The sequence below is a fragment of the Pinisolibacter sp. DMC100 genome, from assembly GCF_056313705.1.
The window spans coordinates 1,774,211-1,794,719 of the sequence record NZ_JBQUZT010000001.1 but is presented as its reverse complement, the minus strand read 5'-3'; the positions used below and the strand labels follow the sequence as shown (position 1 = coordinate 1,794,719).

Sequence of the window (20,509 nt, the reverse complement as noted above, 5' to 3'; positions counted from 1 at the left end):
GGCCGGTAGGTCCCTGTCGCAGAGGCCCTTCATGCTGAGGTGCGAGCGCCAGCGAGCCTCGAAGCGCGAAGGGCCGAGTGGCACGGCCCGTCGAGGCTTCGCCCTTCGAGGCTCGGCTTCGCCGAGCACCTCAGGGTGAAGCCGAACAGAGGCTGCAAGCCGGGACCTCGACGCCCGAATGCGCCGTGAGCGCCACCCCCTCACGGCGTCGCGGCGAGGGATCTCGCCACGCTCTCGCTCGGCCAGCAGTCGACGGGGGCGCCGGTCGCCTTCTGATAGGCGCCGACCGCCGAACGGGTCAGCATGCCGGCCTTGCCGTCGATCTTGTCGCGATAGAAGCCGAGCCGGGCGAGATGGCGCTGCACCGTCTCGACGCCGGCGGTCTCGAGCCGCGTCGTCGCCGCCCAGGGCGTGGCGAAGCGCTCGGCCCCGCCGATGCGGTCGGCGAGATGGCCGACGAAGAGCACGTAGAGATCGGAGAAATTGTATTCCTTGATGACGAAGTAGTTCTTCGTCGTGAGAAACGCCGGGCCGCGCGCGCCCTCGGGCTGGAGCAGCGAGGCGGGTTCCGCCCGTTCGGCGGCGGTGAGCGCCCGCCCGCGCGTCGGCACGAAGCCGGCGTCGACCCACTCGCCGATCGGCCGGCGATTGTCGGGGACGCCGAGGGTGCAGTCGGTCGCGGCCGGCGCGCGCACCTCGATCGCCCAGGGGGTGCCGGGCTGCCAGCCCTTGTCGGCGAGCTGCTTGGCGGCGGAGGCGAGCGCGTCGGGGACCGAATGCCAGATGTCGACGCGCCCGTCGCCGTCGAGATCGGCGCCGTGGCCATAATATTCCGAAGGCAGGAACTGGGTGAGGCCGGTCGCGCCCGCCCAGGACGAGCGGAACTCCGACCGCTTCACCGCGCCCTCGTCGAGGATCTTCAGCGCGAGGATGAACTCGTTGCGGAACTGCGCCTTGCGTCGACCGACGAAGGCCTGGGTCGCCACCACCCGCAGTGCGTCGAGCCTGTCGGCGGCGCGGCCGTAGCTGGTCTCACGGCCCCAGATCGCCAGGACGACGTTGCCCGGCACGCCGAAGCGCTCTTCCAATCGGGCGAGTGCGTCGGCATGGGTCGCGGCGAGGCGACGGCCGGTCGATGCCAATCCGGCGATCGTCGTCTCCTTCACGTAGTCGGCCGGCAGGCTGACGAACTCCGGCTGCTTCGACGCCCCCGTCGCCGGGCGACCCGGCAGGGCGAGGTCGGGCAGTTTGTAGTCGGGCTCGAGGCCGCGGGTCTCGCGGTCGAAGGTGGCGCGCGAGACGCCGGCGGCTTCCGCCTCGGTGCGGATCTCGGCGAGGAAGCGCTCGAAGGCGGCATCGGCCGCACGCGCCGTGACCGAGGGGCCGGCGGCGAGCGCGACGCCGAGAGCGAGGAGACGAATGAGGGTCTTCAAGGCGCCATCCCGGCTCGGTTCGACGTCGATCGGAGCGCGAGGCTAGCACGACGCCACCCTGCACGGAATCCCGATACCCGCGTCGGCTGCGGCTCTGCAACGCCGTCGTCGTATACCTCAGATATATATTGCGTGTTGAAAATCGCCGTTCTGCCGTCCAGAATGCCAGCATTCGGCATTCGAATTGCATTGCGGTCGTGCAGCCGGTCGATGTCGGACATCGGCCACGACGTTCCGCTTCCCCTACCCAAGGAGATCCCTCGACATGCACGCGTTCCGCACCGATTTCGCCGCCCTGACGCGTCGCGCCTTCGCGCTGGCGGCCGTCGGCGTCGTCTCGCTCGGCCTCTCGGTCGGCGCTGCGACCGCCCAGTCGGCCGGCCCGACCGTCTTCGCCGCCGCCTCGATGAAGACCGCGCTCGACGAGATCGACGCGCTGTGGACGGCCAAGTCGGGCAAGACGGTCACCGTCTCCTATGCCGCGTCCTCGGCGCTGGCCAAGCAGATCGAAGCCGGCGCGCCGGCCGATCTCTTCATCTCGGCCGACATCCCGTGGATGAACTACGTCGCCGAGAAGGGCCTGATCAAGACCGAGACCCGCTCCGACCTGCTCGGCAACGCGCTGGTGCTGGTCGCCCCGGTCGCCAATCCGGAGAAGATCGAGATCGGCCCCGGCGCGCCGCTCGCCGCCAAGGTCGGCGACGGCAAGATCGCCACCGGCGACATCGCCTCGGTGCCGGTCGGCAAGTATGCCAAGGCCTCGCTAGAGAAGCTCGGTCTGTGGAAGGACGTCGAGCCGAAGATCGCCGGCGCCGAGAACGTCCGCGCCGCCCTCGGTCTCGTCGCCCGCGGTGAGGCCAAGTACGGCATCGTCTACGCGACCGACGCCAAGGCGGAACCGAAGGTCGTCGTCGTCGGCACCTTCCCGGCCGACAGCCACCCGCCGATCGTCTATCCGGTCGCCGTGACCAAGGACGCCAAGAGCCCCGACGTCGCCGACTATCTCGCCTTCCTGAAGGGCCCGGAAGCCCGCAAGATCTTCGAAGGTCAGGGCTTCACCGTCGTGAAGTGAGGCAGCACCTCACCACGCATCGAAAACGCGATCGCCCGCCCCTCACGGGGCGGGCGACGTCGTCTCCGGCCCCTTTCGGCCCGATCACTTCCAGGCGCTGCAGGCCGATTCGCGGGCACGCGGCGCCGCGGAGGTCTCCAACGAGTGCCACCAGCGCTCGAGCCCCGACGCGGTCGGGCGGATGCGCACGGCGAGACCGGAGGCGGCGGCGAGCCAGTCGCCGAAATGGGTCTCCGGCACCGCCGTCACCATCGGCAGTTCCAGGGCGACCGCCCGTTCCATCAGCCGCCAGAGCCCCGCACCGGCGATCTCGCCGCGGCCGAAGCGGTTGAGCACCAGCAGTTCGGGCCGGCGGGCGAGCACCGCCTCGAGCCGGCTGCCGAGATCGGCGACGACGTCGACGGCGCGGGCATGGGCCGGCGGCACGGTGACCTCGTCGTCGACCGGAGCGTCGTGGACGAGACGCAGCGCGGCACCGCGGCGCGAACCGTCGGGCGACGGACGGCGGGTCTGGAGAATGCCGACGACGTCGCGACCCTCGTCGATCCGCCGGTCGACGAAGGCGCGCATCAGCGCGTCCGGGTCATCGTCCGGGCCGTAGACCAGCGCACCGACGTCGCATTCGGCATGGATCGGCAGGCGACGGGCGACGGAGGGGGGCGAGGACGGGCGCCGTGCGACGCCCCATGCCGCGCTCCGTCCGGCGATCGAGATTTCCGCATCGGCGATCGACATGGCTGCCTCCGTTCGCAATCACCCTAACCTATACGACGATGTCGGTTTTCCGACAATCGCCTCTTCGGCCGATCGATGCCGAAAGAGCGCGCCTTCATGCCTGATTTTGCGCCATTTTTCGACATGTCGGCGCACTTCCGGCGGCCATGAGCCGCGGCCGGAGCCGCTGGTACGGCGGTTGCTTTGCGCCTCATGATGTAATTCAATTACATATATCGAGGGCGACTGCCCGACGGAGTGCCGACGATGCCCTTTTCCCCCCGCCCGCCGCTGGCGGTGCTCCTCGGCACCAACGAGGTCGCCTCGGCGATCGCCGTCCATCTCGGCCATGCCGGTTGGGGCGTCGTGCTGTCGCACGATCCGATGCCGCCGGTGCTCCGGCGCGGCATGGCCTTCCACGACGCGCTGTGGGGCGAAGGGCCGGCGCTCGAGGGCGTATCGGCGATCGGCGTCGAGAGCCTGATCGAGATGCTGGCGGTGACGGCGTCGACGGAAGCGGTCGCGGTGACGCGCATGGGTCTCGTCGACCTGATGCCGCTCGGCCGCTTCGATCTCCTCGTCGACGCGCGGCTGCAGAAATATGCCGTCACGCCGGATCTGCGCCCCTTCGCGGCGGCGACGATCGGGCTCGGACCGGGCTTTTCCGCCGGCGTCGACTGCGACGTGGCGGTGGAGACCCGTCCGGATCGCCTCGGCTGCCTCCTGACCCGAGGCACGACCGCAGCGCCGGACGGGTCTCCTCCCCTGCTCGGCGGCCACGGCGAGGAGCGTTTCGTCCGCGCCGCGGAATCAGGCGTCTGGCGCACCGCCTTCGCGATCGGCACCCGGGTGTTCCGCGGCCAGATCGTCGGCCGGATCGGCCGGGAGCCGGTTCCTGCGCCGATGGACGGCGTGCTGCGCGGCCTCCTGCGCGACGACACCGAGGTGCCGGCGGAGACCAAACTGATCGAGATCGACCCGCGCGGCCGGTGGCAGGCGCAGTGGTCCGGCATCGACGCGCGCGGCGCCACCATCGCCCGCGCCGTGGTGCGGGCCGCCGCGGCGCTCGACGTCGACGTCCGCGCCCGCACCCTCTCCCTCGCCGCCCCCTTCTCCCACAGGAGCCCCCGATGACCGCCTTGCTCGATCGCCGTTCCCTACTCCTCGGCGCCGCCGCCCTCGCCGCGACGCCGCGGGCCTTCGCCGCGCCGGTCGCCGGCGTCGAGGTGCTGCTCGCGCCCAACGGCTCGTCGGTGGTGCTCGCCGATCTGATCGAGGCGGGCGGGCTCGCCGGTGCCGCGCCGGGGGCGTCGTTCCGCACCTGGCGGACGACCGACGACCTGCGCGCCGGCATCGTCTCGGGCCGCTCGCGGCTCTTCACCACGCCGAGCCACGTGCCGGCGAACCTCGTGGCGCGCGGCATGCCGCTGAAGTTCCTCTGCATCCTCGGCATGGGCCATCTGTCGATCGTCACCTCGGACGAGACGATCCGCAGCTTCGCCGATCTCGCCGGCAAGCCGATCCTCGGCTTCTTCCGCCACGACATGCCCGACCTCACCTTCCGGGCGCTGGCCAAGATGGAGGGCATGAACCCCGACAAGGACTTCGTGCTGACCTACGTCCAGACGCCGATGGAGGCGGCGCAGATGCTGGCGGCGGGACAGGCGACCACCGCCGTCCTCTCCGAACCGCCGGCGACGGCCGCCATCGCCATGGCGGCGGCGCAGGGCAAGAGCCTCAGGCGTGCCTTCGACCTCAACGACGTCTGGGGTCGCCACAAGGGCAAGGCGCGGATCCCGATGGCCGGCATCGCGCTCCACCAGAGCCTGATCGACGAGAGCCCGGAAATCCTCGCGGCCCTGCGCGCCGGGCTTCCCGCCGCCAAGGCCCGTGTCCTCGCCGATCCGCCGGCGGCGGCGAAACTCGCCGAACGCACCATGCAGATGAAGGCGCCGATCTTCGAGAAGTCGTTCCCGCATCTGAAGATCGACCTCGTCTCGGCCAAGGCGGCGAAGGACGAGCTGATCGCCTTCTATTCGGCGCTGCTGGAGCTCGAACCCGAGGCGGTCGGCGGCAAGCCGCCGCCCGACGACTACTATCTGGATCTCTGAGCCATGAACGAGCGCCGCGGCTTTCTCCGTGCGGTCTGGCCGACGCTGGGGCTCGCGGCCCTCGCCGCCGGCTGGGCCTTCGTCCATGCCCGATCGGGGCCCTTCGTGCTGCCCTCGCTCGGCGACACCGGGGCGGCGCTCGCGCGGATCACGGCCTCCGGCGAGGCCTTCGTCGCGCTGGCGACGACGCTCGTCCATGCGGTCGGCGGCGCGCTCCTCGGCGCGGCGCTCGGCTTCGTGCTGGGGCTCGCCGGCGGGGCGGTGCGGCCGATCGGCGGCATGCTCGCCGCGCCGATCACCGCCATCCTCGGCGTGCCGCCGGTCGCCTGGATCGTGCTCGCCTTCCTGTGGTTCGGCACCGGGCTCGCCGCGCCACTCTTCACGGTGACGATCACCGCGCTGCCGATCGTCTTCGCCGCGACGCTGCAGGGGATGCGGACACGCGACGCCGGCCTCGCCGAGATGGCGACGGTCTTCCGTCTGCCGCGGCACACCCGGCTTCTGCGCATCGTGCTGCCGGAACTCGCCGTCCATGTCGCCCCGGCGCTCTCCACCGCCTTCGCGATCTCGTGGAAGGTCGCGCTGACGGCCGAAGTGCTCGGCGACGGATCGGGCGTCGGCGGCGCCTTCGCCACGGCGCGGGCGCATCTCGACCTCGCCGAGGCGATGGCCTGGATCGTCCTCGTCGTCGTCTTCCTGCTCGTCACCGACGCGCTGGTGCTCGGGCCGCTCCGGCGCTGGATCGCCGGGCACCGCGAGACGGCACCGGGCAAGACGGCCGTCGGCGGCGCGCGCTGCGTCGGCATCGGCGCCATGCGGGAGGTCGCGTGATGCTGACGTTCGACGGCGTCTCCTGGGGTGCGGACGGCCGCGCCATCGTCTCCGACGTCGACCTTTCGGTCGGCCGCGCCGAACTCGTCGCCCTGCTCGGGCCCTCGGGCGTCGGCAAGACGACGCTGCTGCGGCTCGCCGCCGGCCTGATCGCGCCCGGCCGCGGCCGCGTGTCGAACGACGGCGGGCGCACCGCCATGATCTTCCAGGAGCCGCGCCTGCTGCCCTGGGAGAGTGCCCTCGACAATGCCGCCCTGCCGCTCTCCGCCGACGGGCTGGCGCGTCCGGCGGCGCGCGAACGGGCGCGGCACTGGCTCCTGCGGCTCGGCCTCGGCGAAGGCGATCTCGCCAAGCGGCCGGCCAGGCTCTCCGGCGGCATGCAGGCGCGCGTGGCGATCGCCCGCGCCTTCGCCATCGAGCCCGATCTCGTCCTGCTCGACGAACCCTTCGCCGCGCTCGATCCGGCGCGGCGGCAGGCGTTGCAGGGCATGCTGCGCGATCTCGTCGTCGGCACGCGGGTCGCGGCACTCTTCGTCACCCACGATCCGAGCGAGGCGGTGCGGCTCGCCGACCGCATCGTCGTGCTCTCGGGTACGCCGGGGCGGGTCGCCGCCGACATCGCCAATCGCCCCGTCGACCAGCCGGCGGAGATCTGGTCCCGCGTCGCCGAACTGGCGCGACGGTCGGAGCTGGCGAGCCTGTGGCGCCACCCGGCCACCGCATGCGGTTGAGCGGACCGACATCCGCATTGTTTCGGATCCGTGTCGGACAAGCCGGCGAATAAGCTTTCCTCAACCATCTGGCGCCTATCGTCGCGGAAGGAGAGGAAACGAAACATGCGCGAGCGACGTCTGAGGGAGCTCTATCGGGATTGGACGGGCGGTCAACGACCGCATCCCGAACTGCTCAAACGACTGGCCGAAGAACTGATGCGGCACAGCGGCGAAATGACTTCCCCCGAGGCCCAGATTTTCTCCAAATTGGCCCTGGTTCTTCTCGACAAGGTGGGGTTGCTCGATCGTTTCGCCTTTGCCCGCAACGTTTCCGGCCATCCGCACGTGCCGACGTCGGTGGTGGCGCGGATGCTCGACGACGACCATCTCGTCGCCTCGGCGGTGATCGAACATGCGCCGCTCTCCGACGTCGACCTGCTCAAGCTCATCACCACGCGCGACAACGACCGCGTCCAGAGCGCCATCGCGCGCCGGCGCGACGTGTCGGAATCGATCACCGACGTGCTGGTCGCCCGCGGCCGTCCGGACGTGCTGGCCGCCCTCGCCGGCAACCAGACCGCCCGCCTGTCGCAGTCGAGCCTCGAGACGCTGTGCGACACCGCGGTGCGCCAGTCGGCGATGGGCAAGGCGCTCGCCCGCCGTCCCGATCTGCCGCCGCAGGTCTCCTCGTTGCTCAAGCGCCGGCTCGAGGCGCGCCATCTGGTGGCCGCGGAACTCTCCGACGACGAGCTGGTCGAGATCATCGCCGCCAACGAACGCGAGGCGGAGGAAGTCGCCATCGCCTGGCGCAATCCGCTGTCGATGGGGATGACCGACTTCCTGATCGATCGCGGTCGTTCGCGCGTGCTGCTGACGGTCGCCGGCAACATCGGCGCCAAGATCTCGACGCGCGGCTTCGATCTGCTCTCGGCGATCGCCACCCATCAGCCCGAGATGGACGACGCGCTGGCGCGCCGCGGCGACCTGCCGCCGGAGATCGCCCGCTTCCTCCATCGCCGCGTCGGCGAGCGCATGCGGCTCCGGATCGATCAGCTGATCGCCCGCGATCTGGCGCGCGGCCGGCGCCCCTTCGTGCTGCGTCAGAAGCCGGCCTGAGATCCGCCGCCGTCAGCCGTAGCGCGCGACCTCGAGCGCATCGAGGGCGCGCACCTCGCCGTGCGGGGTCGCATCGGCCGGTGCACTCGGCCGGAGCCGCAGCGCGATCGTCCGTTCGCCCGACGCCAGATGGAAGTGATCGTCGACCGCGACGAAGGCCTCGTCGACGATCGTCACCGCGGTGACCGCCACCGCCGTTCCGACCACCAGCCGCCAATCGCCCGCATCACCCTCGAGCCGCGCCACGAGACCCGCCGCGCGCTTGACCGCGCTGCGGCCGAGCGGCCAATGGAAGGCTTCCGCCATCGTCGTGCCGTCGGCGGCGACGAGCCGGGCGTGGGTCAGGTCGTGGGCGGCGGGGCCGAAGCGATAGGCCCGCGTGGTGTCGAAGAAGCCGCCGAAGAGATCGGTCGCGGCGATCGAGACGTGACCGCGCGCCGGGATCTCGACGTCGCGGGCGCCAGACGCCGCCGGGCGGCGACCTTCGGCGAGAGCCGCGAGTTCGATGCGGCCGGCGACCGGCTCGGCGGTCTCGTTGACGAGGTGGACGACGAGGCCGTTGACGCCCTCGTCCGACAGGATCACCGCGATCGGCGCCGAAGCGCGGGCGAGGCCGTGGAAGCTCGACTTCGCCACGCCCTCGGCATCGACGAAGCCCCAGCCTGCGCCCATCCGGGTGTCGCGATGGAGGAAGACCAGCGCGCCGCGGGTCGGCGAGCCGGGGCGGCGCAGCGTACGGATCGTCTCCTCGACCACATGGGCGGTCGTCGCCCGGCCGACGGCCAGCGCGCGCGCCGGGTCTTCCTGGCGCAACGCCGGATCGAGGCGGAAGATCTCCATCTCGTAGTGGATGCGGGTATCCTCGAAGTCCCAGGCGGCACCGGAATCACGCGGCACGCGTTCCTTCCACTTCGGGTGATGGACCGGCGACACGGGCAGCCCCTTCGCCAGCGACACCTCGTCGGGCACATGGGCGAAGGCGAGGCATTCGGCGGCGAAACGGACGTTCGCGAGGCGTGCGTCGTCGAGCGGGCGGCGATAGGCGCCGACGCCGAACCAGTGGCCGACGCCCTCGTCGACGACGAAGGGCATGGGGCCGCCGTCGGGTGTCGAGCGCAGCCGCGGCAGCGTCGGCAGCCGGCGGGCGAGGATCTCGGGGAGAACGTCGTCGAAGAGGGCGTTGCCCCACATCGACGGCGGCAGGCCCATCATCGCGGCCTGCTGCGTCACTTCCGATCCGCCGCAGGCGACGACCGTCGAGGGCGACAGCGCCAGCCGCGCCGCGACCTCCTCGGCCTCCGCCGCGCACAGTGCGACGAAGTCGGGATCGGCGGCTGGATAGTCGAAATTGGCGAACATCAGGTCCTGCCAGATCATGATGCCGAGCTCGTCGCACAGCGCGTGGAAATCCGGCGGCGCATAGAGGCCGATGCCGGCGACGCGGACCATGTTGAGGCCGGCCGCCGCCAGCCGCTCCAGATCGGCGACGAAGGCCTCGCGCGTCGCGGGGAGGTGGACGAGGTCGGCCTCGGTCCAGACGACGCCGCGGGCGAAGACGTCGACACCGTTGACGCGCAGGCCGAAGCCGCGGCCGTCGGTGCCGCGATCGAGCTCGATGCGGCGGAAGCCGACGCGGCCGAGCGGGGTGGACAGACAATCGCGCACGAGGGCGACGTCGTGGAGGGTCGGTGCGCCGTGGGTCGCCGGCCACCAGGGGGCGATGCCGGCGAGGTTGAGCCGCGCCGTCCACGTCCCCTCGCCGCTCGCCACCACCGGCGCCTCGCAGCCGGCGCAGCGGACGATGCCGTCCGGCCGGGCGGCGGGGTCGCGCGGGGTGATGGTGACGTCGAGATGGCCGTCCATGCCGTCGAAACCGGCGACGAAGGCGACGTCGACGATCGGATTGGCGGCCGGGTCGATCAGGCGGATCGGCCGGAAGGGGCCGACGGCGTCGACCGGCGGGCACCAGCCCGGCATGTGGCCGAGGAGCGTGGTGCGGATCGCCCGGAGCCGCTGATCGGGCACCAGGGTCGAACGCCAGCGGGCGCGCTTGGGCTTCACGGTCTCGAGCGCGGCGGCGAGCGAGCGGAAGACGATCACCAGTTCCATCCCCGGGCGGCAATCGATCGCCACTTCGCGGGCGACGAACATCGAGCGCGAGCGCAGGATCTCGACACCGTCGAGGAAGACCTCGGCGATGGTCGCGAGCCCGTCGAAGCGCAGGATGCGGTGGCCGGTCGCCTCGAGCCGCGTGCGGTACCAGTGGTCGCGGTCGTGGAGCGGCGTCGGCGCTTCGAGGTCCCAGCGGCCGGCCGCGGAGAGCGCCGCGGCGACGGTGCCGGGGGCAGTCGCGGGGACGCTTTCCAGATCGCCCGCGAGATCGGCCGGCGTCGCAGCGGCGCCCGGCGCGGTCGAGACGAGGCTCCAGCCGGTGTCGAGGAGGGTCGAGGTCTCGAAGGGGCGGAAGGGCACGGGCAGGTCTCCGGCGACTCGGGGGTGCGTGTCGCCAGAGCCTAGCGCAGAGCGCGGCGGCGCGTGAGGCGCCGCCGCAGCCTCACGCCGCGTCGCGGACGCTCGTCCCGAGGTACTTGGCGTCGAGATCCGTCATGATGCGATCCCACGCCGCGGCCATGGTCTCGATCATCTCGGAGAGGCCTTCGAACTTCTTCCGCGCCATGGCGCGGGCGAGCTTGAACTGGAAGACCTTGGCCGTCTCGGCGATCTCCTCGGCCGCGGCGATCGCGCGGTCGAGACCGGTCTCGCCGTGGTCCTTCAGCCAGGCGAGATGGCTCGCCAACAGTTCGAAGTTGGCGCCGTACTGGCGCGGCAGGTTGAAGGCGTAGGTGTGGAACCACTCCGGCGGCCGCGTCGCGAGGTCGGCCGCGTGGCGGTCGAAGTCGGCGGCCCAGGCGGCGAGCGGGTTCGAAGCCGGGCGGCGGGCGAGATGATGCTTCATCAGCGCCACGGCTTCCGTGACGAGATCGACGCGCGGGGCGCGCTCCGGGATCTTCAGGAACTCGGCGTAGGGGAAGAGCTTCGCCGGGTCGACGACCGCGTCCTTCGCGCCGAAGATGCCGTCGTAGTCCTCGCCCTCGAGCGAGGAGACGACGTCGTTGTGGAAATAGACGAGGCGGCGGGCCTCCGGGTCGATCGCGTGGATGCCGATCGTCGTCTTGGGATGCGTCGTGCGATAGGAGACGCCGAGCGTGTCGGGCAGGAAGTGCCCGTCGACCTCGACGACGACGATGCGGCCGCGCTTCGCCTGTTCGACCACATGCGCCTCGAGCCGGTCGAAGATCGACAGCTCCAGCAGGCGGAAGCCGTAGAGGCGTTCCATGTCCTCGGTCGGCACCTTGAAGAAGGTCGCCTGATCGCCCTCGTAGTCCTGCGTCACGGTGAAGCCGAGCATGGCGAGGGGATCGTGGCCGTGGGCGGCGACGATCTCGATCCACAGATCGGTCCAGCAGTTGGTCTGCGGCCAACGGCGATCGGGCCCGTGGAGGGCATGGGAGCGATGGGTCGCGGGGTCGAGAGCGAGCATGGAATGTCCTCGATCTGGCGAAACGCGTGACGTGCCGCGAGCGGTGCGATGCGCACGACGCCCGACCGGCTTCATCCTGAGGTGCTCGCGCGCGTCGCGCGAGCCTCGAAGGGCGAAGCCGCCACGGCGTCGCCCGTCATCCCTTCGCCCTTCGAGGCCCGGCTCGCGCCGGGCACCTCAGGGTGAAGGGGGCGGTGCATGCGGCGGGACGTGCCCCCCGCCGTCCGGGAGCCTCAGCCCCAGAGCACCTTGCGGACCGACGCCGGCCACTTGGCGACGTCGTTGCCGTGGTGCTTGAACAGCGCCAGCGTGATGCGCTCGAGGCCGAAGCCGACGCAGGCCGAATGCGCCTTCTCGCCGTCCTCGCGGACGAGGTTCCACAGGGTGCCGAAATGGTCCTGGTGGTAGTTGAACGACAGGCAGGCGGTCGGACCGAGGCCGTCGTTGACCGGCACGAGAAGCTCGAACTTCAGCTGCTGGTCGCGCTGGTTGCGCGCCATCAGCTTGCCGCCGCGGCCGAAGAACGGGTCGTTGGCGACGTCGAGTTCACAGGGCAGACCCAGGCTCTCGATCAGCTTCGGACCGCGCTCGAGCCAGCGCTCGCGGAAGTCCTGAACCTGCTCGGCGGTGCCGATGCGGACGTTCTCGCGCATGCGGAAGAACTGCATGCGGGTCGGTTCCTTGGAGGGCTCGTGGCGGAAGCAGTAGCTCTTCAGGTCGAAGAGCAGACCGGCATCCGGCACCGCGCCCCTGGCGGCGACCGCCGGGTAGAGCGGGTAGCAGGCGGCGGGGGTGAGGACGAGGTCCGTCGCCTGCTGGAACTGCGACCAGTCGCCGCCTTCCGCGATCGCGGCGATCAGGCGGCAGTGGTCCATGTCGTTGCCCATGAAGGAGTGCACGGAACCGGCGAGCTGCGGGAAGCTCTTCAGGTAACCGGACTTCTCCATGTTGACGCGGGGCATGGCGGGGGGGAAGTGGATCTTCACCGCCCCGTCTTCCCGGGAGAAGCGCTCGACGAGCGCCTCGAACCGGTCGATCACGTCCTCGAAGTCGCCGGAGCGGCCGTAGAGGCCGTCGACGCCCGAGGGGATCAGGACGCCGTCCGCGAACAGCGTGTCGAGGAACGGCTTGGCCGAGGGGGTCTCGGCCTCGTCGGCGGTCTCGACCGCCTCGAAGTTCGGGGGAACGGCGTTCATGCGGATCACGCTCCGATCGAAGTGTCGATCTTGCTCATGAGGAGCAGGCTCGAGGTGTTGCCGAGGATGCGATCGTTGTTGATCATGATCGCGGCCGAGAGGAGATCGCGGTAGTTGCGGCAGATCGACCACGGGCTGTCGTTGCGATAGCCGTTGAGGCCGAGGATCATCAGCGACTGCTGGGCGATCTCGGTGCCGAGTTCCGACGCCGACACCTTGATGGTGCAGAGTTCGGCGATGAACATGAGGCTGTTCATCAGGTTCTCGTCGACCAGCGCGGCCTCGTAGTGGGCGATGCCGGCGGTCAGCAGCGACTTCATCTTCTGCAGCGTCGCGGAGACCTCGGCGAGGCGCAGGGCGCCCGGCGGGATGACGCCCGGACGCTTCTTGGCCTCGGCCTTCACGAAGGCCTGGGCCTTGACCACGGTGTCGGCGGCGATGCCGTACCAGGTGGCGCACCAGATGATGTGGGCCATGGCGAGCATGGACTGGGCGGCGATCTCGCCGAAGGGCTGGACGAAGATGTGGGCCGCGTCACCTTCCGAGATCAGCTCGAAGCCGATCGACCGGGTGCCGCGCATGCCCATCGTGTCCCAGGTGACGGTCTCGCGCAGGGTGTAGTCTTCCTTGCGGCACACCACCATCACCTGATCCGACGAGGCGGCGTCGGGATGACGGCGGCAGGTGGCGAGGATCGCGTCGCTCTCCCAGCCGTAGGAGATGCAGGTCGCCTGCTTGGTCAGCCTGTAGCGACCGTCCTTGACTTCCACCGCGCAGATCGAGTTGCGCAGATCGCCGCCGATGCCGCCTTCGGTCGTCGCCGAGCCGAGCAGGAGCTGATCGCGGGCGCATTCGCGCATGAATTCGATGTGCCAGTCCGACCCGACCGAATGCTGGATCAGCGACGACATCTTGATCTGATGCATGCCGTAGACCATGGCGGACGAGCCGCAGGCCTGGCCGAGACGGGCGACGAGGCCGCAGATCTCGGTGAAGGAGAGGCCTTCGCCACCGTATTCCTTCGGGATCCAGCAGCCGAGCAGACGCTCGCGCTTCAGAGCCTCGAAGGTCTCCTTCGGGAAGCGACCGACGGCATCGACGTCGGCGGCGTACTTGGCGGCCACTTCGTCGGCGACGCGCGCCATGCGCGTCAGGGCGGACTCGGTCAGCGACGTGGGATCGATGGCGATGTTCATGGGATCAAGCCCTTCCGGCAACGAGTTCGGACACGGAACGGTCGATCGAGGCGATCGACTGGAACGTCTTGCGGTTCAACATGCGTTCCGGGAATTCGATGTCGAAGGCTTCTTCGAGGGCCAGCATCAGCTGTACCGACGCAAACGACGTCATCCCGAGATCGTAGAGATCGGCCTCGTCTGGGACGTTGTCGACCGGAACCGGGATGATCTTGTGACTGCCGAGAAGCTCGCGAATCTGAATGGCCATGACACTCCCCTTTGGAAATGACCGATGGCCGGACCCTGACACGAATTCTGAAAGATAGAGTGAAGCGAGATGCTTACCCGCAAGTTGACGAAACGATTCGTCTCGTCGGGTTCATCCGCGACCGGCGGTCGCGGCAGATCTTGCCTTTCGGTGGTTTTTTCCCGGCAAATCTTGCCGTTCCCCGACGTCGCCCGGACGCCTCGAGAGCGGTGAAGGCGCCGTATGTTTCCGAGTATTTTCTGATAATTTACCGAGACTTGCGCGAGACATCTAGAGGAAACAGGGCACGGTCCTTGTAGGGCGAGAGGCGAGCCGGACCATCCCGGACCGGCTGAGCATGAGGAGCCACCGACGATGATCGGTTCCTTGAACGCATCCTCCATGCAGACCTCGTGGAACAGTCGAACCTCCGGTTCGTCGAGCTCCACGCAGGCCATGCAGGAACCACCTCCCCCGCCCCCCTCCGCCAGCGATGCCGCCTCGTCGATCATGTCGTCGCTCGACAGCGATCAGAGCGGCGGGCTCTCGTCCACGGAACTGCAGTCCTTCGTCGACGGGCTCGACGATCAGACCCGCAGTTCGCTGTTGTCGTTGCAGGAGGATTCCTCCTCTTCGACGTCGTCGACCGACGAGACCTCCTCGACCGACGACACCTCGTCGAGCGACCTCGTCTCGCAGTTGATGGCGAGCCTCGACGAAGACGGCGACGGCTCGGTCTCGGAAGACGAGCTGTCGAGCTTCATGGAAGCCAACGCCCCGCCGCCGCCGCCCCCGCCGGAGGGCCGGAATGGTGAGCAGGCGTCCACGTCCTCGACGTCGTCGACCGACTCCTCGTCCTCGACTTCGACGGCGTCGACCGAGACGTCCTCGACCACGTCGTCGAGCGACACCGACACGTCGAAGTACACGCAGATGCTCGCTCAGATGCTGATGCAGTCCTACGGTCAGGCGGCGAGCAACATGACGCCGCCCGCTTCGACCTTCGACGCGGCCGCGTGAGGTCCCGTCGGAACGACGAAGGGCGGGAGTCCCCCCGGCTCCCGCCCTTCATCGTTTCCGGTGGTGCCGGCGGACCGGCGGACCGGCGGCAGCCCCCGGTCACTCGACCGCCCGGCCGAGGCGCGACCACGCGGACGGCCAGACGATCCATCCGGCGCGGCCGACGAGATCGGCACGCGAGATCGGTCCGAACATCCGGCTGTCGACGGCATTGTCGGTGCGATCACCGACGACGAACCACTGGTCGGTCGAAAGGGCGATCGGCGCCACGGTCCTGAGCCCCCCCTCACCGGGACCGCTGGCCATCCGCCAGCGGCGGCCATCGGGCGCCGTCACCGACAGGAAGCGCTCGCCGGGCACCTCGCCCGGGCCTTCGTCGACGACGGTCGGCGGTCGATCGTCGGCGATCGGGATCCCATCGCGCACCGCGACGGTGGAGCCGGGGCCGGCGACGACGCGCGAGACGGCGATGACGTCCGGTTCGCCCGGCCGGCGGAAGACGACGACGTCGCCGATCGCCGGCGGGGCGTCGTCGTAGGCGCGCATGTCGCACAGGACGATCTCGCCGGCGCGGATCGTCGGGTACATCGACGAGGACATCAGAGTGAAGGAGCGGGTGGCGTGCTCGTCCTCGGAGAGGCCCGGCAACCACGCCGAGACCAGCCCGGGAACGACGAGGAAGGCGGCGGCGCTCGCGTAGATCCACGGCCGGTTCCAACGGCCGGGCGTGAAATCGCGCGCCCGCAGGGCGCTCCGGACGATGTCGACGAACATCGCGACGGAGATCAGGGCAATCGCCGCAAAGACGGCCGGGCCGACGATCGGCCGGGCAAGGGCGCGGCCGATCGCCATCCAGGACGAGAAGACCGAGAGTTCGGTGAACAGCAGGGCCCCCAGCGCGGCACGCGGGCGCCCGACGTAGAGATAGCCGATCACCGGCGCCAGAACGCCGAGCGGCGCGGCGATCCACCATCGCCGCGGCCGGACGGCCGTCGCCGCTTCGATGAACTGTTCGCCGTCCGTCATGTCCGTCCCCGCCGTGCCGCCCTGACGATGAACGCAGGGTAGCACGGTCGGAGACTGAACGTGGCTTCGGCGCCGCTCAGCGTTCGATCTGGCTGACGTCGCGGACTGCGCCCTTGGCGGCCGAGGTCGCCATGGCGGCGTAGGCGCGCAGCGCCGCCGAGACCTTGCGGGCGCGCGGTTCGGCCGGCTTCCAGGCGGCCTTGCCCTTGGCCTCCATCTTCGCACGGCGATCGGCCAGCACCTCGTCGGAGACGAGGAGGTCGATGGTGCGGGCCGGGATGTCGATGCGGATGCGATCGCCGGCCTCGACCAGACCGATGGCGCCACCTTCCGCCGCTTCCGGCGAGGCGTGGCCGATCGACAGGCCCGAGGTGCCGCCGGAGAAGCGGCCGTCGGTCAGGAGCGCGCAGGCCTTGCCGAGGCCCTTCGACTTCAGATAGCTCGTCGGATAGAGCATCTCCTGCATGCCGGGGCCGCCCTTGGGGCCCTCGTAGCGGATGACGACGACGTCACCGGCGACGACCTTGCCGCCGAGGATGCCGGCGACCGCGGCGTCCTGGCTCTCGTAGATCTTCACCTCGCCTTCGAACTTCAGGATCGACTCGTCGACGCCGGCCGTCTTCACGATGCAGCCGTCGAGCGCGATGTTGCCGAAGAGGACCGCCAGGCCGCCGTCCTTGGAGAAGGCGTGGGCGGCGTCGCGGATGACGCCCTTGGCGCGGTCGGTGTCGAGGCTGTCCCAGCGACGGGCCTGCGAGAAGGCGGTCAGCGACGGCACGCCGCCCGGAGCCGCCTTGTAGAACTCGGCCACCGCCGGGTCGTTCGAGCGCACGATGTCCCAGGTGTCGATCGCCGCCTTCAGCGAAGGCGCGTGGACGGTCGGCAGGTCGGTCGTCAGCAGGCCGGCACGCTCCAGTTCGCCGAGGATGGCGAAGATGCCGCCGGCGCGGTGGACGTCTTCCATGTGGACGTTCGCGACCGCCGGGGCGACCTTGGAGAGGCAGGGCACGCGACGCGACAGACGGTCGATGTCGGCCATCTGGAAGTCGACGCCCGCCTCCTGCGCCGCGGCGAGGAGATGCAGCACGGTGTTGGTCGAGCCGCCCATGGCGATGTCGAGCGTCATGGCGTTCTCGAAGGCCGGCTTGCCGGCGATGGAACGCGGCAGGACGCTCTCGTCGTTCCCCTCGTAATAGCGCTTGGCGAGATCGACGATCAGCCGGCCGGCCTCGAGGAACAGGCGCTCGCGATCGGCGTGGGTGGCGAGCGTCGAGCCGTTGCCGGGCAGCGACAGGCCGAGCGCCTCGGTCAGGCAGTTCATCGAGTTGGCGGTGAACATGCCCGAGCACGAGCCGCAGGTCGGGCAGGCCGAGCGCTCGTAGGACTTCACGTCCTCGTCGGACACCTTGTCGTCGGCGGCGGCGATCATCGCGTCGATCAGGTCGACCGACTTGGTGTCGCCGGTCGACAGCAGCACCTTGCCGGCCTCCATCGGGCCGCCGGAGACGAAGATCGTCGGGATGTTGAGGCGCAGCGACGCCATCAGCATGCCGGGGGTGATCTTGTCGCAGTTGGAGATGCAGACCATGGCGTCGGCGCAGTGGCCGTTGACCATGTATTCGACCGAGTCGGCGATCAGGTCGCGCGACGGCAGCGAATAGAGCATGCCGTCGTGGCCCATGGCGATGCCGTCGTCGATGGCGATCGTGTTCATCTCCTTGGCGACGCCGCCGGCGCGCTCGATCTCGCGGGCGACCAGCTGGCCGAGGTCCTTGAGATGGACGTGGCCGGGCACGAACTGGGTGAAGGAGTTCACCACGGCGATGATCGGCTTGCCGAAGTCGCCGTCCTTCATGCCGGTGGCGCGCCACAGACCGCGGGCGCCGGCCATGTTGCGGCCATGGGTGGAGGTGCGGGAACGATAGGCGGGCATCGGCTCTTCCTTCGAGGAGGTCGCGGCGAGGCGCGACGGATTCCGGCGATCTCGGAGCGGTTCAAATAGCTCGATACGGGCGTCGAGACCAGAGGCAGACGACGGACTTCGACGCATGCCGCGACGGGAACCGTCCCATGCGAGGGCCGCCGTGTTCAAATCGAATCGATCGTGTTAGCGAAAACAGGACGATCCGCCCGGCATCCTGCCGTCGATCGATACGGGATGCCCATGCTCTTCGCCCTCGAAACCGTCGTGCCGATCTTCGCCTTCGTCGCCATCGGCTGGGTGATGGCGGTGACGCGCACCATCGGACCGCAGGCGGCGGACGGGCTGGCGATCGTCGCAGGTGCCGTCGGCATCCCGATGCTGATCTTCCGCACCATCGTCTTCGCCGACTTCGGCGCGGTGTCGCCCTGGGCCCTGTGGGCCTGCTACTTCCCGGCGGCGGCGATCTCCTGGGCGATCGGCCACGTCGTCACCGCCCGCGTCTTCGGCCGCGATCCCCGCACGGCGGTCGTCGGCGGCATGGGGGCGGCCTTCGCCAACACCGCCTTCGTCGGCCTGCCGCTGGCGCAGAAGGCCTACGGCGACCACGGCGCGCTGATCGTCACGCTGATCATCTCCGTCCACATGCCGATCATGATGACGGCGGCGACGCTGATGATGACGCACGCCTCGGGCAAGGACGCGCCCGGCGGGGCGCTCCGGACCGTCTGGCGGATCCTCAAGGCGCTGGCGACCAATCCGATCGTGCTCGGCATCTTCGCCGGCCTCGCCTTCCGCTTCTTCGCGCTGAAGCCGACCGGCGTCGCGCTGAAGACGGTGCAGTCGATCGCCGAGATGGCGAGCCCGGTGGCGCTGCTGTCGCTCGGCATGAGCATGCACTTCCGCGGCATCCGCGGCGACGTCGCGCCGTCGCTGGCGATCTCGACGCTGAAGCTGGTGGCGATGCCGGCGCTGGTGCTGGCGACCTGCCGGCTGGTCGGGCTCGACGCCGCCGACACCGGGCCGCTGGTCGTGGTGGCCGGCGTGCCGGCGGGCATCAACGTCTTCATGCTGGCGAGCCAGTTCGGCGCCGGTCAGCGGCTGGGGGCCGGCGTGGTGGCGCTGACCACGGCGCTCGGCGTCCTCACCTCGGTCGGCTGGCTGACGCTGCTCGGGGCGCGGTGAGCGAGCCCGCAACCTCTGTTTTCATTTTGTTCCGATCCCTGTAGAACCTTGCTCGAGGGAATCGACGAGGATCGGCGTCGCATGGAATGGGCACCCCAACAGGATCGCGCGCTGGTCGAGATCGCCGACTGGCTGAAGCGCGGTGATCGACAGGTCTTCCGCCTGTTCGGCTATGCCGGCACCGGCAAGACGACGCTCGCCCGTCACATCGCCGAGGGCGTCGACGGCGACGTCTGTTTCGGCGCCTTCACCGGCAAGGCGGCGCTGGTGATGCGCTCCAAGGGCTGCGACGGCGCCTCGACCATCCATTCGATGATCTATCGCCCCAAACGCCCGGCCGAAGACGAAGAGGAAGAGGAGGAGACCTTCTCCTTCACCCTCAACCGCAACTCGGACGCCGCCAAGGCCGATCTGATCGTCATCGACGAATGCTCGATGGTCGACGAGGAGCTCGGGCGCGACCTGCTCTCCTTCGGCAAGAAGACGCTGGTGCTCGGCGATCCGGCGCAGCTGCCGCCGGTCAAGGGCGGCGGCTACTTCACCGAGGCGACGCCCGACGTGATGCTGACGGAAGTGCACCGGCAGGCGGCGCACAATCCGATCATCCGCCTGTCGATGGACATCCGCGAGGGGCGCGACCTCGAGCCGGGCGACTACGGCGAGGCCGCGGTGATCGGCCGGCGCGACATCACCGCCGACCGCATCCTCGCCGCCGATCAGGTGCTGGTCGGGCGCAACAAGACGCGGCATCTCTACAACAGGCGCATCCGCGAACTGCGCGGCTACACCGCCTCGACGCCCGAGGTCGGCGAGAAGCTCGTCTGCCTCAGGAACGACAAGACCAAGGGCATCCAGAACGGCGGCCTCTATCGCGTCACCCGGGTGAAGAGCCCGAAGGGCGCCTTCCTGAAGTTCGACCTCGCAGCGGAAGACACGACCGAGCGGCGACGCATCGCTGCCTCGGTTCTACCGGCCTTCTTCGAAGGCGGCGAAGATGCTCTGCCCTGGCAGTTGCGTCGTCGATCGGACGAATTCGACTACGGTTACGCGTTGACCGTCCACAAGTCGCAAGGTTCGCAGTGGGACGACGTCGTCCTGTTCGACGAGAGCTTCGCCTTCAAGGAACATCGCGCCCGCTGGCTCTACACCGGCATTACGCGTGCGGCAGAGCGTCTCACTATCGTGACGTGAGGGCAATCCGGCCC

At 69.7% G+C, this 20,509-nt stretch carries 19 protein-coding genes; 10 read left to right on the top strand and 9 right to left on the bottom strand.

What is annotated here, in order from left to right; translation table 11 throughout:
• Positions 1–200: 200 nt before the first annotated feature.
• Positions 201–1,433, bottom strand: a complete 1,233-nt coding sequence (locus ACT541_RS08295) for a lytic murein transglycosylase (protein WP_476135799.1) — start codon at positions 1,431–1,433, stop codon at positions 201–203.
• Positions 1,434–1,698: 265 nt separating this feature from the next.
• Here ACT541_RS08295 and modA point away from each other — a divergent pair, with 265 nt between their 5' ends.
• Positions 1,699–2,505, top strand: a complete 807-nt coding sequence (gene modA / locus ACT541_RS08290) for a molybdate ABC transporter substrate-binding protein (RefSeq protein ID WP_476135797.1) — start codon at positions 1,699–1,701, stop codon at positions 2,503–2,505.
• An 84-nt stretch (positions 2,506–2,589) separates the two neighbouring features.
• On the opposite strand, the gene ACT541_RS08285 is transcribed toward modA, so the two are convergent.
• Positions 2,590–3,240 (bottom strand): DUF2478 domain-containing protein, encoded by a 651-nt coding sequence (locus ACT541_RS08285; RefSeq protein WP_476135795.1) that lies wholly within the window; start codon positions 3,238–3,240, stop codon positions 2,590–2,592.
• Positions 3,241–3,486: 246 nt separating this feature from the next.
• Here ACT541_RS08285 and ACT541_RS08280 point away from each other — a divergent pair, with 246 nt between their 5' ends.
• The 5 genes from ACT541_RS08280 (at position 3,487) to ACT541_RS08260 (ending at position 7,990) form a co-directional block, all read left to right on the top strand.
• The gene (locus ACT541_RS08280) at positions 3,487–4,353 is read left to right on the top strand and encodes a xanthine dehydrogenase (RefSeq protein WP_476135794.1); all 867 of its coding nucleotides are present in this window, start codon (positions 3,487–3,489) and stop codon (positions 4,351–4,353) included.
• Entirely contained in the window at positions 4,350–5,330 is a 981-nt protein-coding gene (locus ACT541_RS08275) for an ABC transporter substrate-binding protein (protein ID WP_476135793.1), read from the top strand. The genes ACT541_RS08280 and ACT541_RS08275 overlap by 4 nt, the downstream gene beginning before the upstream one ends.
• A 3-nt stretch (positions 5,331–5,333) precedes the next feature.
• Positions 5,334–6,161, top strand: coding sequence for an ABC transporter permease (locus tag ACT541_RS08270; RefSeq protein ID WP_476135791.1), 828 nt, complete (start codon positions 5,334–5,336; stop codon positions 6,159–6,161).
• Positions 6,161–6,892, top strand: a complete 732-nt coding sequence (locus ACT541_RS08265) for an ABC transporter ATP-binding protein (RefSeq protein WP_476135790.1) — start codon at positions 6,161–6,163, stop codon at positions 6,890–6,892. Before ACT541_RS08270 ends, ACT541_RS08265 begins: the two co-directional genes overlap by 1 nt.
• 249 nt (positions 6,893–7,141) lie before the next feature.
• Positions 7,142–7,990, top strand: a complete 849-nt coding sequence (locus tag ACT541_RS08260) for a DUF2336 domain-containing protein (protein ID WP_476135789.1) — start codon at positions 7,142–7,144, stop codon at positions 7,988–7,990.
• Positions 7,991–8,002: 12 nt separating this feature from the next.
• Here the strand turns inward: ACT541_RS08260 and ACT541_RS08255 are convergent, their stop codons facing one another.
• Together ACT541_RS08255 and ACT541_RS08250 are read right to left on the bottom strand one after the other, a co-directional pair.
• Complete coding sequence (locus ACT541_RS08255; protein ID WP_476135787.1) at positions 8,003–10,462, bottom strand: glycosyl hydrolase 2 galactose-binding domain-containing protein; 2,460 nt, start codon at positions 10,460–10,462, stop codon at positions 8,003–8,005.
• Positions 10,463–10,544: 82 nt separating this feature from the next.
• Complete coding sequence (locus ACT541_RS08250; RefSeq protein ID WP_476135785.1) at positions 10,545–11,531, bottom strand: DUF1839 family protein; 987 nt, start codon at positions 11,529–11,531, stop codon at positions 10,545–10,547.
• Between the two features lie 48 nt (positions 11,532–11,579).
• Here ACT541_RS08250 and ACT541_RS08245 point away from each other — a divergent pair, with 48 nt between their 5' ends.
• Positions 11,580–11,717: a hypothetical protein gene (locus tag ACT541_RS08245; protein ID WP_476135784.1), complete on the top strand. Its 138-nt coding sequence runs from the start codon at positions 11,580–11,582 to the stop codon at positions 11,715–11,717.
• A gap of 47 nt (positions 11,718–11,764) precedes the next feature.
• Here ACT541_RS08245 and ACT541_RS08240 read toward each other — a convergent pair whose 3' ends face one another.
• From ACT541_RS08240 to ACT541_RS08230, 3 genes are read right to left on the bottom strand one after another with little or no spacing between them, the layout of a single operon-like run.
• Positions 11,765–12,727 carry an amino acid--[acyl-carrier-protein] ligase gene (locus ACT541_RS08240; protein WP_476135783.1) on the bottom strand — a complete coding sequence of 321 codons (963 nt, stop codon included), beginning with the start codon at positions 12,725–12,727 and terminating at the stop codon, positions 11,765–11,767.
• Between the two features lie 5 nt (positions 12,728–12,732).
• On the bottom strand, positions 12,733–13,923 hold the full coding sequence (locus ACT541_RS08235) for an acyl-CoA dehydrogenase family protein (protein WP_476135781.1): 1,191 nt from the start codon (positions 13,921–13,923) through the stop codon (positions 12,733–12,735).
• A gap of 4 nt (positions 13,924–13,927) precedes the next feature.
• Positions 13,928–14,173 carry an acyl carrier protein gene (locus tag ACT541_RS08230; protein WP_476135779.1) on the bottom strand — a complete coding sequence of 82 codons (246 nt, stop codon included), beginning with the start codon at positions 14,171–14,173 and terminating at the stop codon, positions 13,928–13,930.
• Positions 14,174–14,662: 489 nt separating this feature from the next.
• Here ACT541_RS08230 and ACT541_RS08225 point away from each other — a divergent pair, with 489 nt between their 5' ends.
• Complete coding sequence (locus ACT541_RS08225; protein WP_476135777.1) at positions 14,663–15,172, top strand: EF-hand domain-containing protein; 510 nt, start codon at positions 14,663–14,665, stop codon at positions 15,170–15,172.
• Positions 15,173–15,271: 99 nt separating this feature from the next.
• On the opposite strand, the gene lepB is transcribed toward ACT541_RS08225, so the two are convergent.
• Both lepB and ilvD read right to left on the bottom strand, forming a co-directional pair.
• Positions 15,272–16,198, bottom strand: coding sequence for a signal peptidase I (gene lepB, locus ACT541_RS08220; protein ID WP_476135776.1), 927 nt, complete (start codon positions 16,196–16,198; stop codon positions 15,272–15,274).
• A gap of 76 nt (positions 16,199–16,274) precedes the next feature.
• Entirely contained in the window at positions 16,275–18,131 is a 1,857-nt protein-coding gene (gene ilvD / locus ACT541_RS08215; RefSeq protein ID WP_476135774.1) for a dihydroxy-acid dehydratase, read from the bottom strand.
• Between the two features lie 231 nt (positions 18,132–18,362).
• On the opposite strand from ilvD, the gene ACT541_RS08210 reads away from it, so the two are divergent.
• The gene (locus ACT541_RS08210; RefSeq protein ID WP_476135772.1) at positions 18,363–19,304 is read left to right on the top strand and encodes an AEC family transporter; all 942 of its coding nucleotides are present in this window, start codon (positions 18,363–18,365) and stop codon (positions 19,302–19,304) included.
• Between the two features lie 81 nt (positions 19,305–19,385).
• Positions 19,386–20,495 (top strand): ATP-dependent DNA helicase, encoded by a 1,110-nt coding sequence (locus ACT541_RS08205; protein ID WP_476135770.1) that lies wholly within the window; start codon positions 19,386–19,388, stop codon positions 20,493–20,495.
• The last annotated feature ends 14 nt before the right edge of the window (positions 20,496–20,509 follow it).